Origin of the sequence: Flaviflexus salsibiostraticola (assembly GCF_003952265.1) — a bacterium.
In the GTDB taxonomy this organism is placed as follows: domain Bacteria; phylum Actinomycetota; class Actinomycetes; order Actinomycetales; family Actinomycetaceae; genus Flaviflexus; species Flaviflexus salsibiostraticola.
Genome location: NZ_CP034438.1, coordinates 412,993 through 430,217, shown reverse-complemented (window position 1 = coordinate 430,217; position 17,225 = coordinate 412,993). Strand labels below are relative to the sequence as shown.

Annotated in this window: 16 protein-coding genes; 4 read left to right on the top strand and 12 right to left on the bottom strand. The window is 66.0% G+C overall.

Annotated features, from left to right (window positions below):
• Positions 1 to 110: 110 nt before the first annotated feature.
• Entirely contained in the window at positions 111 to 488 is a 378-nt protein-coding gene (locus EJO69_RS12655) for a nucleoside deaminase (RefSeq protein WP_281272850.1), read from the bottom strand.
• Between the two features lie 355 nt (positions 489 to 843).
• On the opposite strand from EJO69_RS12655, the gene EJO69_RS02040 reads away from it, so the two are divergent.
• A complete protein-coding gene (locus EJO69_RS02040) occupies positions 844 to 1,089 on the top strand; it encodes a type II toxin-antitoxin system Phd/YefM family antitoxin (protein ID WP_126038557.1) in 246 nt (81 codons plus the stop codon).
• Between the two features lie 17 nt (positions 1,090 to 1,106).
• The gene (locus EJO69_RS02035) at positions 1,107 to 1,361 is read left to right on the top strand and encodes a type II toxin-antitoxin system RelE family toxin (protein ID WP_126038554.1); all 255 of its coding nucleotides are present in this window, start codon (positions 1,107 to 1,109) and stop codon (positions 1,359 to 1,361) included.
• Positions 1,362 to 1,455: 94 nt separating this feature from the next.
• Here the strand turns inward: EJO69_RS02035 and EJO69_RS02030 are convergent, their stop codons facing one another.
• The 6 genes from EJO69_RS02030 to EJO69_RS02005 all read right to left on the bottom strand — a co-directional run bounded on the left by EJO69_RS02030 (position 1,456) and on the right by EJO69_RS02005 (position 8,356).
• Positions 1,456 to 2,310 carry an IS3 family transposase gene (locus EJO69_RS02030; protein WP_164519831.1) on the bottom strand — a complete coding sequence of 285 codons (855 nt, stop codon included), beginning with the start codon at positions 2,308 to 2,310 and terminating at the stop codon, positions 1,456 to 1,458.
• Positions 2,307 to 2,633: a helix-turn-helix domain containing protein gene (locus tag EJO69_RS02025; RefSeq protein WP_164519830.1), complete on the bottom strand. Its 327-nt coding sequence runs from the start codon at positions 2,631 to 2,633 to the stop codon at positions 2,307 to 2,309. Before EJO69_RS02025 ends, EJO69_RS02030 begins: the two co-directional genes overlap by 4 nt.
• Positions 2,634 to 2,897: 264 nt before the next feature.
• Positions 2,898 to 4,496 (bottom strand): YfjP family GTPase, encoded by a 1,599-nt coding sequence (locus EJO69_RS02020; RefSeq protein WP_164519829.1) that lies wholly within the window; start codon positions 4,494 to 4,496, stop codon positions 2,898 to 2,900.
• A complete protein-coding gene (locus tag EJO69_RS02015; protein WP_126038544.1) occupies positions 4,493 to 6,196 on the bottom strand; it encodes a dynamin family protein in 1,704 nt (567 codons plus the stop codon). Before EJO69_RS02015 ends, EJO69_RS02020 begins: the two co-directional genes overlap by 4 nt.
• A complete protein-coding gene (gene hisS / locus EJO69_RS02010) occupies positions 6,193 to 7,512 on the bottom strand; it encodes a histidine--tRNA ligase (protein ID WP_126038542.1) in 1,320 nt (439 codons plus the stop codon). Before hisS ends, EJO69_RS02015 begins: the two co-directional genes overlap by 4 nt.
• 61 nt (positions 7,513 to 7,573) lie before the next feature.
• Entirely contained in the window at positions 7,574 to 8,356 is a 783-nt protein-coding gene (locus tag EJO69_RS02005; RefSeq protein WP_126038539.1) for an MBL fold metallo-hydrolase, read from the bottom strand.
• 146 nt (positions 8,357 to 8,502) lie between these two features.
• Between EJO69_RS02005 and EJO69_RS02000 the strand changes: the two genes are divergently transcribed.
• Entirely contained in the window at positions 8,503 to 10,410 is a 1,908-nt protein-coding gene (locus tag EJO69_RS02000) for a DUF349 domain-containing protein (RefSeq protein WP_164519828.1), read from the top strand.
• Between the two features lie 130 nt (positions 10,411 to 10,540).
• Complete coding sequence (locus EJO69_RS01995) at positions 10,541 to 11,062, top strand: hypothetical protein (protein WP_126038534.1); 522 nt, start codon at positions 10,541 to 10,543, stop codon at positions 11,060 to 11,062.
• Here the strand turns inward: EJO69_RS01995 and EJO69_RS01990 are convergent.
• The 5 genes from EJO69_RS01990 to yajC form a co-directional block, all read right to left on the bottom strand.
• Complete coding sequence (locus EJO69_RS01990) at positions 11,013 to 13,313, bottom strand: RelA/SpoT family protein (RefSeq protein WP_126038532.1); 2,301 nt, start codon at positions 13,311 to 13,313, stop codon at positions 11,013 to 11,015. The genes EJO69_RS01995 and EJO69_RS01990 overlap by 50 nt on opposite strands.
• Before the next feature lie 100 nt (positions 13,314 to 13,413).
• Positions 13,414 to 13,956: an adenine phosphoribosyltransferase gene (locus EJO69_RS01985; RefSeq protein ID WP_126038529.1), complete on the bottom strand. Its 543-nt coding sequence runs from the start codon at positions 13,954 to 13,956 to the stop codon at positions 13,414 to 13,416.
• Positions 13,953 to 14,960, bottom strand: a complete 1,008-nt coding sequence (gene secF / locus EJO69_RS01980; RefSeq protein WP_126038526.1) for a protein translocase subunit SecF — start codon at positions 14,958 to 14,960, stop codon at positions 13,953 to 13,955. Before secF ends, EJO69_RS01985 begins: the two co-directional genes overlap by 4 nt.
• Complete coding sequence (secD, locus tag EJO69_RS01975) at positions 14,960 to 16,858, bottom strand: protein translocase subunit SecD (protein WP_126038524.1); 1,899 nt, start codon at positions 16,856 to 16,858, stop codon at positions 14,960 to 14,962. The genes secF and secD overlap by 1 nt, the downstream gene beginning before the upstream one ends.
• A complete protein-coding gene (gene yajC / locus EJO69_RS01970; RefSeq protein WP_126038521.1) occupies positions 16,859 to 17,203 on the bottom strand; it encodes a preprotein translocase subunit YajC in 345 nt (114 codons plus the stop codon). It lies immediately after the preceding gene.
• Positions 17,204 to 17,225 lie beyond the last annotated feature (22 nt).

Sequence of the window (17,225 nt, the reverse complement as noted above, 5' to 3'; positions counted from 1 at the left end):
TTACAGTCTGCGAAGATGAGTCGGCGAGTCTGGCACTCGTTGCACCGGTGGCTTCCTCAGCGATAGTCACCTCACCCTGCCCAGCTCTACGCGCCTATCCCGAGCGAGCGTCAGTACGGGATCTTGTCCTCGAGTTCCGTCCATGTCGTGAACCGCAGGAGCCGGTCGAGGTGAGGAACGTGGGTGTAGGTGAAGTCGGCTGGGCCCTCGGTGACCTGCTGATAGAAAGCAGTGTCGTCGAAGCCTGCGGCCGCAGCATCCGCAATCGTCGCCGCGTAGTAGACGTGATCGAGCCGAGCCCACATGGCGGCCGTCAAGCACATGGGACACGGCTCCGACGTGGCGAGGAGAGTGGCGCCTGCGAGACTGTGGGAGCGGAGCAGAGCGCAGGCGTCCCGTATCGCATTGATCTCGGCGTGGGCGGTCGGATCGTGGACGAGGGTGACGGTATTGAATCCTAGACTCGGCTCACGTTCGGGGAGGAGAATCGCCGCCGACAGCCGCCCCGAATGGACCGTGCCCGGAGATCACGCGGGATGAGGTCTCGGCGAGAAGAGCTCCGAATATCTCGTCAATGGGTCGTGTGCTCATCTCGCATCTCCGTCGTCGCATCGTCGAGCAGGTGTAGATCTACCGTAGAACCTTCCGCGCGTAGAGCCAGGGCTTTCGCGCGATTCTCCACGAATATCTCCGAAGGTCGGTGGTGAATTTAGAGGAGTCCAGGTCAACACCCCAAGGTCGATGACCGTTCGGCAGACCTTGAGGATCGACGACCATTGCGAGTTCCACTGTCACCTGCTCACCCTATTGTGTACTATCTTGTACAAGTAGTACACTCCAACCATGACCAGTGCGACTCTTTCAGAATTTCGGAATAACCAAAGCGAGTACATCGCTGCCGCTCAGCGTGAGCCCGTCGAGATCACCTCTCGCGGAGCAAATCGCCGTGCAGTCCTGGTCTCGCCCGAATTCTTTGACCGAGCAATTGAAGCTCTGGAAGACAAGCTCGATTCCGAAGCAGTGGCCCAAGCAAGAGAAGCTGGCGGATATATCCCGTTCGACGAGCTCATGGATGAGCTCGGACTCTAGCTGGCGACGCAATCTTGATGTATGACATCCGCATCGCCCCCAAAGCGGCAAAGGCCTTCAAGCGACTGCATCCTCAGGACATGCGCCGTCTGAAGCAGGCAATCGAAGAGCTGGCTGGGGAGCCGCGACCAACCGGAACAATCGAAGTCAAAGGGAGCGGCGGTGCCCTCCGGATACGGGTCGGCAACTATCGAGTCATCTACGAGGTCAAAGACGCTGAACTCGTCGTCCTCGTGATCAGCATCGGTCATCGGCGGGAGATCTACAGGTGATTCGGGACTAGTTTGCACTGTGGTGGAGCGGTATGCCGAGAAGGGCCGGGAATAGTGAACTGTTCCCCATTTGTTGGACAAGTTAATTAAACACCTAGGCTGCGAGGGCGTGGGTCCGGTATTCGATCGGGCTCATGCCCTTGAGCGTTAGGGATAGTCGCTGGGTGTTGTACCAGGCGATATAGGTGTGCAGGGCTGATTCGAGAGCGGCGATGTCGTCGTGGGGGTCGTGGTGGAACATCTCTTCCTTGACGTGTCCGAAGAAGTTCTCCATCACCGCGTTGTCCAGGCAGTTGCCCTTGCGTGACATCGATTGCCGTGCCCCTGCGTTGGCCAAGGCAGCACGCCAGGCTCCATGCTGGTACTGGAATCCCTGGTCTGAATGGACAAGCACAGTCGCTCCTGGAGGCAGGGCGCTGAGCGCGGCTTTAAGCGGGGTCAGGGTGAACTCCACTGTCGGGCTGGGACCGATCGAGTAGGACAGCACCGAGCGGTCGAAGAGATCCATGATCGGTGACAGATACAGCTTGTCGGCTCCGATGCGGAACTCGGTGACATCGGTGACCCATTTCTGGTTCGGCTCGGTGGCGGTGAAGTCACGATTGAGGACATTGTCCGCGATGGTTCCGACCTGTCCGCGATAGCTGACATACCGTTTCCGTGATCGGGTCTTGCACTTCAACCCGAGCTCGCGCATCAGTTTCCATACCGTCTTCTGCGATATCTGCATGCCGCGGCGGTGAAGTTCCAGACGAATGCGTCGGTGCCCGTACCTGCCCTGCCTGCTGGAGAAGATCTCCGTTATCAAGGCTTTGACTGCAGCGTGGCGGTCGGGACGGTTCAATGCGTGCAGATGGTAGTAGAACGTGGACCTGGGCAGGCGTGCGATCTCCAGCAGCACCGCCAGATTGTAGTCCGACTTGAGGGTGGCGACAGCGAGGGTTCTCACCTGTGCCCCTGATCCCTCAAGTCCCGCAATTTTTTCAGGTACGCGTTCTCCGCCCGCAACCGCTCGTTCTCCCGCTGGACCTGCTCGAGCTCACTGAGCTGGCGCGGCGGAGCATCATCGTCTTTACGTGGACGGCCTTTGGGCTTGGGTCGAAGGCCGGCCTCACCCTCATCTCGATAGCGACGCACCCATGCATCGATGAGCTTAGGAGAGGACAGCTGGAACTCCTGAGCCAGGGCCGGTTTCGACTCCCCGGCCAGGACACGCTCTACGACGACCTTCTTCTTCTCATACGAGTGCTGAGTCCTGGTTGGCTTGTTCATGAGGCACAATCTGCCATGGATCCGCCACCGGTCATAGAGCCGCGCCACGCGACCTTCAGGCACGCACAGCCGAGTCGCAACAAACCATGCGCCGTAGCCCCGTTCGAACAAGCCAACAGCCTCTTCACGCTGCTGTGGCGATAACAAAGACCTCAAATACATGAAATACTCCCCGGAAATCGGAACTGACTTCTACAGTCCAACTTCCGGGGAGCACTTCAATAGCGCCGGCCCTTCTCGATGCTCTCTGCTTCAGATTGCCGCCTAGCTCCGCCGCTTCTTCGCCGACTTCTGTCCAACACCGACGAGCCTCGTGGCCAGCTCATTGAGCTCCCGCGATTCCGCCAGCACCTGATCGATTCCGGCGAGCATGTGCTCTTCGGTGACCGGCGTGATCTCCTTCGTCAGCGCCTTGCGAACCCGTCGCTCCACCGATTTGGCGCCGGAGTTGAGGAAGGCTCTGCCGAGCAGGGTGAGAATGAGGCCCACGAGAAGGCCCCCGAGGAACAGCACCGGCGGGACCGGGAAGTCCCCGAACTGAGGAGTATCCGGCAGTGGCATCGCCAACGACTCGAATGCCCAGAGGACACCGATCCAGACAAGGCCGGCGGCGGCGATGAGGAGGAAGATCCATTGCAGCAGTCTCCACAGGGACCACCAGCCGGGCTTCTTCGAGTAGCCGAGGTCGGCGCGGGCGATAATCCGGTCCGCGTGGTCGAGGACATTGCCGACCCGATACTCCGCAATCTCCTGGGCGTCCCGCCGCCATGCGGGCGGCATGCCCTCGGTGGCGGCGGCGACGATGTCGCGGACGAGGCCGCGCACCTGGGATTCCTTCGCGGGGGTGGCCCTCACCCCGGTCAGGGCAGGGACCTCGCCCTTCTCGGGCAGGAGATGGAGGCCCTTGAGCGGGTCGACTCGGACAGCGCGCAGCCACGCGAGTGGCGGCCACCCCACCCACTTCTTCCCGCGATAGCGGTAGGAGCCGGCCGCGGCCTTCGCGACCTGGTCGACACCGGCGGCCGAGGCGACGGCCGAGGTGACCCTCGCCCGATCCTTCGGTGCGACCCCTGCACCGGGCTCGCCGAGCGTGCCCTTGAGGTCACGGCCGATCGCCCGCACATCCGCAGCGAGACGGTCGTAGGCGGCCTGCTGGGTGGCGGCGACGGAGACGATGCGGGACTTGAGGGCTGGGATGCCATCCCCGGTCCGCGCCGAGGTCGGCAGGACATCGGCGTTGAGGCCGTCCTCGCGGATGATGCGCTGGGCGTCCGCAAGGACGCTCCTGCGCTCCTCATCATCGATCGTGTCGATCTGGTTGAGGACGACGAGAGTGACGTCGGAATGCTCGCTCATGGCCCGCAGGTAGTCCTCGTGGACGACTGCGTCGGCATACTTCTGGGGGTCGAGCACCCAGATGAGGACGTCGACGACCCCGGCGAGACGCCGGGCGATCTCTCGATTGGCGACTTCGGTCGAGTCGATGTCGGGCATATCAAGGAGGACGATGCGGTCCCCGTGGTCGGAGAAGATCCCGCTCTGGAGCTGGCGGTCTTTGACGTCGAGCCAGTCGAGTACCTCGGAGGCCGGCTGCTCGGAGACGGCCATGGGCGCGCTCGTCGTCGGCCTGCGGGCCGCGACGCGGGCGAGCGGCGCCCCTGCGAGGGCATTGAACAGCGAGGACTTGCCGGAGCCGGTGGCACCGAACAGGGCGACGACCGTCGTCTCGAGGCCGGCTGCCTGGCGCTCGACGACGGTGTCCCGGAGAGCCGCGGCCCGGGCGAGGAGATCCTCGGGGACCTTGCCCGCGGCGAGTTCGATGGCGCGGCTGAGATCGTGCAGCCCTTCGTTCAACGTGGTCACTCCCCCTGCTCCTCTCGCCGTGCGGCGGCGAGGAGCGCCAATACCTCTGCCAGGTCGTCTCCGGCCGCGGCGTCGACCCCGAGGGTCGCCAGCTCATCGCGGAACGGCTCGGCATCATCGACCATGAACTCGCCGACGCGACGATGCAGGTCCTTCTGTGCGGACTGCGCCATGCGGCGCACCGCCTCATCACCGAAGATTGCCTCGAGCACCTTCTGGGCAACGACGGCGGTGCCGCCCGCGACCATGACCTCACCACCGGTCAGACCGGCGGTCGAGGCGAAGATGACGATCATGAGGGCGATGCCGACGGTGTTGATGCCGAGCGACAGCACCCGCGCGGCGGCCCTCTTGTCCTGGCCCTCCTCGCGGATGAGATCGGTGAGGGTCGCCTGCCACTCGCGCACGAGGATCGTTGCGGCTTCAACGCGCTCGTCGTGGGAGCGCAGCCGCGCCGCAGCATCGGAGACGAGGGATTCACCGCCGAGGCCGCGCGCCCACGCGCGCTCGACGGTTGCGATCGCGGTTTCAGTCTCGCCGACGAGCATGCGGGCGATGCCATCCTCGATCGCCTCTTCGATCTCCTCAGCCTGGGCCTGGGTGCCTCCCCGGAACCATGCCGAGATCCTGTCCCGTAGCCGGCCGACGCCGGCTTCGACCTGGCGGAGGATCTCACCGGAGCCGACGAAGTCCTGCCAGCGGGCGAGAACCTCGCCGCGAAGGACCGAGCCATCATCGACCGCGGAGACAACCTTCGCATGGGCGTGCGCGAACGCATCATCGACCTGCGAGGCGAGGGTGACGAGCGCGCTGCGCTGCTCGCCGAGTGCGGGTAGGAGCGTCTCGCCGCGGAGCGTCAGCGCGTCCACGGCCCCGCCGAGGGTCTGCCGGGCAACAGCGGTCCTCGCGGATGAGTCGTGGGCGAGCCCCTCGAGCCAGGCGCGGATATCGGTGACGTCCGCATCGGGGATGAGCCCACCCTCGCTCAGATCGGTCTCACCGATGACGAAGAGGGGTGCATGGGAGAGGCTGCGCTGCTCGAGCCTCCTCGCGAGGTCCGAGCGGACCTCGGCACCCACTCCGGGCGGCACCCGGTTGAGAACGATGGCGATGACGATGTTGCGGGCGGCTGCCTCATCGAGGAGGGCCCACGGGATCGCATCCGCATACCGTGCCGCCGTCGTGACAAACAGCCAGAGGTCGGCAGCGGCGAGAAGCTGGGCGGCGAGCCGCCGGTTCTCCTCGACGATCGAGTCGATGTCGGGGGAATCGAGCAGCGCGAGCCCCGGGGGAAGCGTCTCGGCCTCGGCGAGGGCGAGCTCCGTATGGGACTCACCGTCGCCGCCCCGGACGCGGGCGAGCTCGGGAAGAATCCGGTCCCCGTCGAACCATCTCCTGTCATCGGGATGATGGACGAGAAGGGGCGTGCGGGTCGTCGGACGAATCGCGGACGACTGGGCGATCGGAGTGCTCGTCAGGGCGTTGACAAGGGCGGATTTACCGGAGCCTGTGGAGCCGCCGACAACGGCGAGGAGAGGGGCATCGAGTGACTCGTACCTGGGCAGGACATAGTCATCGAGCTGGTGCCTCAGATCGGCGGTCTCCTCGCGTGCGTCCGCGGACTGGGGCAGGTCGAGCGGGAAGCGCAGCCTGTCGAGCGTCTGGCGCAGATCGGCGAGGAGCGGTGCGACCTCGCTCATGAGACCGTCCGCACGGTCGGGTGCAGGTCATCGGCGGGCGGCATCCACTCCCCCGCGTCGGCATCCGTCTGATCGCCGGAGCGGATGTCCTTGACGGAGTCCGGATCGCCGGGGAACCACACGTAGGGGATGCCGCGGCGGTCCGCGTAGCGGATCTGCTTGCCGAACTTCGCGGCCGAGGGCGAAACCTCGGTTGGGATGCCGCGGTCGCGGAGACTCATGGCGATGCGATCCGATTGAGCGCGGTGATCCTCATCCAGGACGGCGACGAGGACGGCCGTGGGCACGCTGCGCGAGACCTCGACGAGCGGGGCGCCGAGGACCCGGGCGAGGACCCGGGAGACGCCGATGGAGAGCCCGACGCCCGGGTAGGTCTTCTTCCCGTCTGTCGCGAGGGAGTCGTATCGACCGCCCGAGCAGACGGAGCCGAGATCCTCGTGGCCGATCATCGTCGACTCGTAGACCGTGCCCGTGTAGTAGTCGAGACCGCGGGCGATCTTGAGATCAGCCGTGATCGCGCCGGGCATGAGGGCATTCGCGCCCTCGATGAGGGCGACGAGCTCGTGAAGGCCCTCGTCGAGCAGGTCGGAGCGGGCGCCAAGGGCGAGCACGCGGTCGGCAATCGACCCATCGGAGCCCTGGATGCGGGCGAGGGCGAGGGCCTGCTCGGCCTGCTGCTCGGTCGCCCCACCGGCGATGAGCATCTCAGCCACAGCCTTCTCGCCGATCTTGTCGAGCTTGTCGATCGCGCGCAGGGCACCATCGACGTCGGCGATGCCGACGGCCTCGTATAAGCCCTGGGCGACCTTGCGGTTCGAGGCGCGGACGACAACCCGCGGGATTGGGAGCCGGCCGAGTGCGTCGACCATGACGAGCGGCAGCTCCATGTCGTGATGCTGGGAGAGGGTGTCCTGGCCGACGACATCGACATCGGCCTGGACGAACTCGCGGAAGCGGCCGTCCTGGGGGCGCTCGCCGCGCCAGACCTTCTGGATCTGGTAGCGCTTGAAGGGGAAGAGGAGCCGGCCCGCGTTCTCGACGACGTACCGGGCGAGCGGCACGGTCAGATCGAAATGGAGCCCCAGCTCGGCGTCATCGCCGCCGGCCTCCGCCTGGAGCCGCGACAGGAGGTAGATCTCCTTCGAGGTCTCGCCCTTGGAGAGCAGCTGGGACACGGGCTCGACCGCCCGGGTTTCGATGCCGGAGAACCCATGGAGCTCGAATGTCCGCTGAAGCGTCGTGAGGACATGCTGCTCCACGAGCCTTTGCTCGGGGAGCCATTCGGGGAACCCGGAGAGTGAGAAGTGACGTGCCATGGCGCCAATTATCGCACGGCTGTGCCGCACCTTTGGTCAGGCACGTGCGGTATGTGCCGAATCAGGCCTCGGCCATCGCCGCCGAGCGGAGGAACTGGTTCGCCTGCAGCTGGTAGCCGAGCGTCGACAGCTGTCCGTGACCCGTGCACAGGACGGTGTCCGGGTTGATCGAGACGGTCAGCATCCGCAGGGTCGCCTGCATCTCCCGATCATCGCCGCCCGGAAGGTCTGTGCGGCCGATCGACTCGCCGAGGATGACATCGCCGATGAAGAGGATGGCGACCGGCTCGGCCTCGCCGCCGCCGGCCCCGCAATCGCACCCGTCGCAGCCGCCGCCCCCGCAGCCGCCCTGGGAGATCGTGATCGCGCCCGCGCCGTCCTCGAGCACGCCCGCAGTCAGGTAGCCGACCGAGCCCTCCGTATGGCCGGGCATGAGCACTGCCCGGATGGGGAAGCCGGGGAGGATCTGGGCGCCGGAGCCCTGGAGGCAGGCATCCGGGATCATCTGGATGTTGGTCGGCTCCTCCCACGTGAGGAACTGGCTGATGAGGCCCGGGGTGGTGAAGGGCGTGTGCGCCAGCGGATCCTCGAGCCTGTAGGCATCGGGCTTCGCGATGAAGACCGGCTGATCGCCGGCGACCTTCGCCGCATCCCACACGTGGTCAGGATGACCGTGGGTGAGGAGCACGCCGACGAGCTCGAGACCCTCGGCTGCGAGCTTCTGCTCCACCCACTCGGCGCTGCCCGCACCGGGGTCGACGACCATGGCCTGCTTCGTGTCCGTATTCTCCCAGATGTAGCAGTTCGCCTCGAAGGCCGTCTCGGTATAGATGAACAAGCGCATGGGTCTACGTTAGCCCTGCCCCCACGGTCTTTCCAAGACGATGAACTTCCGTTCCAGTGGCCATCGATGCGGCGGAACGTCGTATAATGTTGAGGTCCGAACACGAGAACGGTTACGCACTTGCCGACCCCGTCCCAAGGAGCGACATGACGCAGTCAACGCAGGGTCACGAACCCACAGAGAACGAAGAGCCCAGGGTCCACGACTTCACAGAAGAAGGCAGCGAGACGCCTGCGTCTGACGCGCCCCTCGTCTCACCCGGAGCCAACGCCCAGACCTCGGTCCCCACGGATCCCGAGGAGGGCGCAGCCAGCCCACAGACGGACGAGGCTCCCGCCGATGCGACGGAAGAGCCCACCGAGGCAGCGGACGAGCAGCTGACGGGCGAGCCCGTCCCCGCCGCCGACCGCGCCGAGGACGGCGGCGGTGAGGCCCAGTCCGCCTCGGACCTGCTCACCGACACACCTGCCGCCGACCCGGTGGCCGACGTGACACCGGTGGATTCCACCGGCAGCGGTGACGGCCAAACAGCCGACGCCGAGGTCTCGACAGAGGCCCCGGCGAGCCACGACGTCTCGGGTGTCACAGTCGATGCATCCGCCGAGAAGGCGGAGTCCGCGCCCGCCTCCGAGGAGAGTCGCGAGAGCGAGGGCGCCCCGAAGCCTGTCCCCCATGGGACCGCCACGGGTGCAACTCCGACCCCGGGACGCCCTGCCCCGAAGCCGCCGAAGGGCGGCCCGAAGCCCCCGCCGCTTCCCAAGAAGCCCGCCGGCAAGCCCGCCGTCGTTCCGCCCGCTCCCCCGATCGACCCGAAGGCAGCCTCGGAGGCTGCCGCGTGGGGTCGCGTCGATGAGGAGGGCAACGTCTACCTGCGCGCGTCCGGTGACGGCGGTGAGCGTCTCGTCGGTCAGTACGCGATCGGGGACTCGAAGGATGAGGCGCTGTCGGTCTACGTGCGCCGCTACCTCGATCTCGTCGCCCAGGTGGCGCTCCTCGAGTCCCGCCTCGAGTTCGTCAACCCGCAGGAGATCGTCCCCGCCCTCAAGTCCCTCGAGGAGGCCCTCATCGAACCGGCCGTGGTCGGCGATGTCGAGGCTCTCCGCAAGCGCGCCGAGGTCGTCCGTGAGCGGCTCAAGGTCCGCCAGGCGGAGTTCGAGGAGGAGCGCCGGGTCGCCAAGCTGCAGGCTCTCGCCGAGCGGACGACGATCATCGAGCGCGCCGAGGCGATCGCCGCCCAGGATCCGGAGAAAACCCACTGGCGCGATTCCCGCAACGAGCTCAACGCCCTCCTCGACCAGTGGAAGTCGGCCCAGAAGAGCGGGCCGAGGATCGACCGGTCCTCGGAGGAGTCGCTGTGGAAGCGCTTCTCGCGCGCACGCACCGAGTTCGACCGCCACCGCCGCCAGCACTTCTCGCAGGTCGAGACGATCCGCAACGAGGTGACCGCCAAGAAGGAGGCCCTCATCAAGAGGGCCGAGGAGATGTCCTCCTCGACCGACTGGGGTGCGACCTCTGCCGCGTACCGCGACCTCCTCGAGGAGTGGAAGGCCGCCGGCCGTATCACCCGCAAGGAGGACGACAAGCTGTGGGCGCGGTTCCGTGCGGCCCAGCAGGTCTTCTTCGACGCCCGTCAGGCCGACCGCGACTCGATCAACAGCGAGCAGACTGCCAACCTCCAGGCGAAGCTCGAACTGGTCAAGGAGGCCGAGTCGATCCTGCCGATCAAGGACATCCAGGCGGCGAAGGCGAAGCTCCACGATATCCAGGACCGCTGGGAGCAGATCGGCTTCGTGCCCCGTAAGGACATGGGCCGCACCGAGGGCAGGCTCCGCGACATCGAGTCGGCCGTCCGGTCGGCTGAGGATGAGCAGTGGCGCAGGACAGACCCGTCGAAGGTCGAGCGCGCCACCGGCTTCGCAGCCCAGCTCGAAGAGGCCATCGCCAAGCACGAGGCCGAGCTCGAGGATGCGAAGGCGAGGGGTGACGAGCAGGCGGCCAAGCGCGCCCAGGAGGCGCTCGATGCCCGCCGCGCCTGGCTCAACCAGCTGAAGTAGCCGCACACGCAGTGCGCCCAGGGGCCCCGTCCACTCGGACGGGGCCCCTGGCGTTCATCCACAGGTGCGGATCGGTCCCTCGATGGGATGCTCCCTCATGATGTTCTTAGCTATGGAATGGTCGCCGGTGATGGGGATAGTCAAGGGCACGGATTTCTACGGGGATCCGCGCGGCGATGAGCTGTGCGTCGTCGCGCCGGAGCGGGCGGTACCCGCCGACCTCTGCGCGGTGCCGGGCATGAGAGCCCGCGCCGTCCATGCCCATATCCGCGGCCATGCCGTCCTCGTCGATCACGCGGCCGTCTTCGTTCACACGGGACGATGGACGGTCAACCCCCGCACCCTGTGGGAGGTGCCGACCGCTCCCCTACCGGGCAGGTCAACGCGCTGGACGACGGACCGCAGGCTCCTCAAGAAGGATCATGTCGAGTGGCCGGGCGGCGTGCCCGTCACCACTCCCGTGCGGACGACTGCCGACCTTCTCATGCTGAAGCCCGAGCGGGGCGTGCTGGGCGTTCTCGAGATGCTGCGCCACGGCGTGGACGCCGATGAGGTCATCGACTTCATGGGAGAGCGCTTTCGCGGCCGAGACACGTGGGGGGCTAGTCGATTGATTGCACAGCTTGCTGTGACGGGCGTGAGGACCCGGTGATCCGGTAGGCGTCGTAGACGCCTTCGATCTCTCGCAGGGCGCGCAGCACCGTCTGCAGATGTCGGGCGTCCGCCATCTCGAACGTGAACCGCGAGATCGCGACCCGCTCCCGCGTCGTGTTGAGGTTGCCGGAGATCATGTTGACCCCGTGCTCGGACAGGACGCGGGCGATATCGGCGAGAAGACCGTTGCGATCGAGGGCCTCGACCTGGACCTGAACGAGGTAGACCGAGCCGCCCTCATCCGACCACGAGACCGGCAGGAAGCGCTCCGGCTCGCGCTTGAGGCTCTTGACGTTCGGGCAGTCCGCACGGTGGACGGACAGGCCATTGCCGCGGGTGACGAAGCCGACGATCTTATCCGGCGGCAGCGGCGTGCAGCATCTGGCGAGCTTGACGAGCACATCCGAATCGTCGAGGTTCTCGACGACGACACCGGTGCTGCCGCCCATCTGGCGGGCCCTGATCCTCGTCGGCGTGACCGCCTCGGCGAGCGTCTCCTCGACGCCGGCCTGGCCGCCCTGGGAGGCGATGAGCTTGCGGACGACGTTCTCGGCGGAGACGTGCCCCTCGCCGACCGCGGCGAAGAGATCGGAGACGTCAGAGCGGTTGAGGTCATCGGCGACACCCTTGAGGGTGTCGTGGGTCATGAGGCGCTGGACCGGCTGGTTCTTGCGGCGGATCGCCTTCGCGAGCCGCTCCTTGCCGACCTCGATCGCCTCGTCGCGGCGATTCTTCGTGAACCACGACTTGATCTTCGCCCGGGCGCGCGGTGAGGCGACGAACTCGAGCCAGCCCTGGCTCGGTCCCGCATCGGGCCCCTTCGCAGTGATGATCTCGACCGTGTCGCCCGACTCGAGCTTGTGGTCGAGGGTGACGAGCCGATCGTTGACCTTCGCACCGACGGTGCGCTGACCGACCTCGGTGTGGACGGCGTAGGCGAAGTCGACCGGGGTCGATCCGGCGGGCAGATCCATGACCTCGCCCCGCGGGGTGAAGACGTAGACGCGGTTGCCCGACATCTCGTACCGCAGGGAGTCGAGGAACTCGGTCGGGTCGGCGGTCTCCCGCTGCCAGTCGACGAGCTGGCGGAGCCAGTTGAGCTGGGTCTCCTGCTCGGTCGTCGACTCGCCCTTCTTGGAGCGGGTGGCGTTCGGGTTCTCCTTGTACCGCCAGTGCGCGGCGACGCCGTACTCGGCGCGCTTGTGCATGTCGTACGTGCGGATCTGCACCTCCATCGTATTCCCCTCGGGGCCGATGACCGTCGTGTGGATCGACTGGTAGAGGTTGAACTTCGGGGTGGTGATGTAGTCCTTGATGCGGCCCTGGATCGGCGTGTAGAGCGTGTTGACGACACCGAGGGCGGCGTAGCAGTCCCGCACAGACTCGACAAGAATCCGGACGCCGATGAGATCGTAGATGTCCTCGAAGTCCCGGCCTCGAAGGATCATCTTCTGGTAGATCGAGAAGTAATGCTTCGGCCTGCCCGTGATCGTGCAGCGGATCCGAGCCGCCTTGAGCTCACGAGTCAGCTCCTCCTTGACCGCCTCGAGGTATGCCTCGCGTCCCGAGCTCCGCTCGGTGACGAGCCGCTCGATCTCCCGATAGACATCGGGGTAGAGCGTCTTGAACGACAGGTCCTCGAGCTCCCACTTGATCGAGTTCATGCCGAGACGATGGGCGAGCGGGGCGTAGATCTCGAGCGTCTCGCGTGCCTTCGCCTGAGCCGAACTCGAGGAGACATACTTCCACGTGCGCGCGTTGTGCAGACGGTCGGCGAGCTTGATGAGGAGGACTCGAATGTCCTTCGACATCGCGATGACCATCTTCCGCACCGTCTCGGCCTGGGCGGCCTCGCCGTACTCGACCTTGTCGAGCTTCGTCACCCCATCGACGAGCACCGCGACGTCGGAGCCGAACTCCTTCTTGAGCGACTCGAGGGAGTACCCGGTGTCCTCGACCGTGTCGTGGAGAAGGGCGGCGACAAGCGTGTCCGTGTCCATCCCCAGCTCCGCGAGGATCGTCGCGACCGCGATCGGGTGGGTGATGTAGGGCTGGCCGGACTTGCGGGACTGGCCCTGGTGGCAGCGCTCTGCGATCTCGTAGGCGCGGATGACCTTCTGCCGATCGACCGTGCCGCCCTCGATGGCGGCCATGAGCGGTTCGAGAGCCGCCGGCACGTGCTGCGTCCGCCCGCTCAGCCAGGACAGCCTGGACCTGATGCGGGGAACATCACTCTCGATTTCGGCCATAGGTCACATTATACGGCTGGGACCAGACATTTCGGAAACACCGCGACCCGCGGCGCGAGCCGCGGGTCGATGAGTGACGGCCCGCCCCGGGCCACCTGTGTCAGTAGGTGAGGACGGAGTGGACGTGCCGATCGTGCAGGCGGCCTCGGCCGCCCAGGTCGACGAGCTCGAGGAGGACGCACAGCGTGTCGGCGACGCCGCCGGCGGCTTCGATGAGCTGGAACGCGGCGTCGGCCGTGCCGCCTGTCGCGAGCACGTCATCGATGACGAGGACGCGGTCCCCATCCTTGACCGTGAACGGCTGCAGCTCCATGCGAGCCGAGCCGTATTCGAGGTCGTAGTCGATGCCGACGACCGGACCGGGAAGGCGGCCCGCCTTGCGGACGGTCACCATGCCGACGCCAAGGGCGACGGCCAGGGGTGCGCCGAGGATGAAGCCGCGCGACTCGAGGCCCGCGACGGCGTCGACCTTCCCGCGGTAGCGGTCGGCAAGGATCTCGATGAGGGAGGCGAAGGCGACCGGGTCGGCGATGAGCGGGGTGATGTCGCGGAAGAGTACTCCCGGTGCGGGGAAGTTCTCCACCTCCCGCACATGCGATTCGACAAGCTCCACAACATCCTTGGGGAACGGGTTCTCTGTCATGCCTTCTTCTTCCGAGTAATCGTCGTGTCCTGCACCGCAGGGCGGGCGCTGAGCACGCGCTCCGTGTGCTCCTTGATGTCCTTCTGTCGCTCACCGAGTGTGACCGCGAGAGGCGCGGCCAAGAAGATCGATGACACAGCAGAGATAAGCATACCGACAAACAGTGCCAGTGACAGGTCGCGCAGCGTTCCCGCTCCCTGGAAGAGCACACCGATGACGAGGATCGCACCGACCGGCAGGAGGCCCGTCACCGAGGTGTTAATAGAGCGGATGAGCGTCTGGTTGACGGCAAGGTTCGCCTGCTCCGCATACGTCGTCTCCTCCTGGTCGAGGAAGCCCGCCGTGTTCTCGCGAACCTTGTCGAAGACGACGACCGTGTCGTAGAGGGAGTAGCCGAGGATCGTCAGCAGTCCGATGACGGTCGCCGGAGTCACCTCGAATCCGGAGGCGACATAGACTCCCGCCGTGATGATGAGGTCGTGCAGGAGGGCTCCGATAGCGCCGACCGCGATCGTCCACGTTCGGAAATACGCCCAGAGAATGAGGGAGATGAGTCCGATGAAGATGACGAGCGATTGAATCGCCTTCGACGATACGTCCGCACCCCACGTGGGGCCGATGAAGGTCGATGCGACGTCATCGACCGGCACGTCATAGACGTCGGCGAGGGCTGCCCGCACCTCCTGAGTCTGCTCGTTCGTCAGCTCCGAGGTCTGGACACGGATCGAGTTCGCCCCCACCTCGGAGACGCGCACCGAATCGTCACCGGTCTGGGCGGCCACAACATCGATCGCGTCCTGCTGGCCCATGTTCGCCGTGCCGGAGACCGTGAACTGGGAGCCGCCGCGGAAGTCGATGCCGAAGTTGATCGGCTTGACGAGCAGGAGGACGGCCGACAGGAGGATGAAGGCGAGCGCAATCCCATACCAGAGCCTGCGCCGCCCAATGATGTTGAAGCTGCGCTGACCGGAATAGAGGTCATTGCCGAGGGAATACATCGACATCAGTTCTCATCCCTCCCTGCGCGGCGCTCGGCCGCTTTCCGCTGTGCCAGAGTCATCGGCCTCTCGCCCGGGCTGTGGGATTCCGGCGTCTGAGCCCTGCCCTTCTTCCGCTGAGACTTCTCGTCGAGCGTGTCGACCGCGGTCCCTGCCCTGGCGGCCGCCTGTGCGGCGTCCTCCGACGCCGCGGCCCTGCGGGCCTTCTTCGCGTTCGCCTTCGCCTCCGACTTCGAGACGCCCCGGTCGCGGACTCGGCCGCGACCGGCGTAGACCGGGTCCGCGCCGAGCGAGGCGGCGGACATGCCCGACAGGCGGTGGCCCTCGCCGAAGAACTTGGTTCGGACGAGCAGCTTCATGACCGGATAGGTGAAGAGGATGACGACGACGACGTCGATGACGGTCGTGAGTCCAAGGGTGAACGCGAATCCACGCACTCCGCCGACGGCGAGGAAGTAGAGGACGATCGCGGCGACAAGATTGACCGCATCCGAGACGAGGATCGTCTGGCGGGCACGGTTCCAGCCGTAGTCCACCGCATCCCGCAGTGTCCTGCCCTCGCGGATCTCATCCCTCACGCGCTCGAAGTAGACGATGAAGGAGTCGGCGGAGATGCCGATCGAGATGATGAGGCCGACGACGCCCGCGAGCGAGAGCCTGTACCCCATCGTCCACGACAGGAGCGAGATCGTCAGGTAGGACAGACCCATGACCATCGTGATCGACGTGACCGCGAGCAGGCCCAGTCCCTGGTACTGCCACAGCAGGTAGAGGACGATGAGGCCCGCGCCGATGGCGCCGGCGATGAGGGAGTTGACGAGCTGCTCGGATCCGAGGGTGGCCGAGATCTGCTCCTCCGACTGCACCTCGAAGGTGAGCGGCAGGGAGCCGAAGGACAGCTGGTTCGCGAGCGACGCCGCCTCGGGGGCCGTGAAGGATCCGGAGATCGAGGCGCTGCCGCCGAGGATCGGGGCCTGGAGGGAGGCAACCGAGATGATCGAGCCGTCGAGGACGATGGCGAAGAGGTTCTTCGCCGTGCCGTACGGATATCCGGCGAGGCGTGTCGTCACCTGACCGAAGAGGTCACCGCCCTCGCCCGTGAACTCCATGTTGACCTGCCAGCCGCCGATCGTCTGCCCCATCTCGTTGACGCGGGGACCGGAGGTTGCCTGGTCGATGTGGCTGCCGTCGAGCTCGGCCGGGCCAAGGATGTAGGAGGCGCCGGTCGTGGGGTCACAGGCGACGACTGGGCTGTCGGCCGCACTGTAGGCGTTCTGGACGCGGGCGGACTCCGACGTGCAGTCGAGCGTCAGCGCCTGGTAGAGGATCTCTTCCGTGATCCACGCGTCCGACGAGGGTGAATCGGGAGTCTCGGTCGGTTCGGCCGAGATCGATCCATCCCCATTGAGGTCTGCCTGCTCGCGCGCCTGCGCGAGCTGCTCCTCGGTGACGTCGACGCCGGGCTCGTAGACGGGCTGGAGACCCGTGTTCGCGAGCACCTGACCCGTGTAGTCGATGACCGCGCGCAGGCGCAGCACCGCTGAGGTGCGGACGAGGTCGAGGGTCTCTTCGCTCGGCGTGCCCGGCAGGCCGACGACGATGTTCGACCCGCCCTGCGACGTGATCTCCGCTTCGGCGACGCCCGAGGCGTCGACGCGCTGGCGGATGATCTCAATGGCCTGGCTGATGTCCTCAGGCGTGATCTCCGAGCCGTCGTCCGTGACGGGCGTGAGGATGATCTGTGTGCCGCCCTCGAGGTCGAGTGCGAGGTCCGGGGACCAGCGGGATTCCGACCCGGTCAGGGTGCTGGCCGCGAGTGAGGCGACGAGCGCGATGACGATGAGGGCGAAGACGAGTAAACGCGGGCGAGGCGACCCCTCGGTCGCCTCTTCTGTGGCTGTCACCTACCGGTCGCGGTCGATGTCGGAGTCACGGGGGGTGAGGCCGTCGAACGGCTCCGCCTCATCCGACTCCTCGGCCTCGTACGCATGCTCGTACGGCGGCTCGATGACCGAGGACACCGAGGTCGTGAGCCACTGCGTCTCATCGCCCGAGGCCGACTCGATGGTGACAACGCCGCCGTCGATCTCGACGATGGTGCCGATCATGCCGGAGCCGGTGACAACCGTATTGCCGATCTCGAGGGCGCTCTCGCGCTGCTCGGCAACGCGGCTCGCCATCTTCTTGTTGGCGCGGGACATCATGAACATGAAGCCGCCGAAGATGGCGACGAGGATGACGAGTTCCACAGGATACTCTCTTTCAATTGGA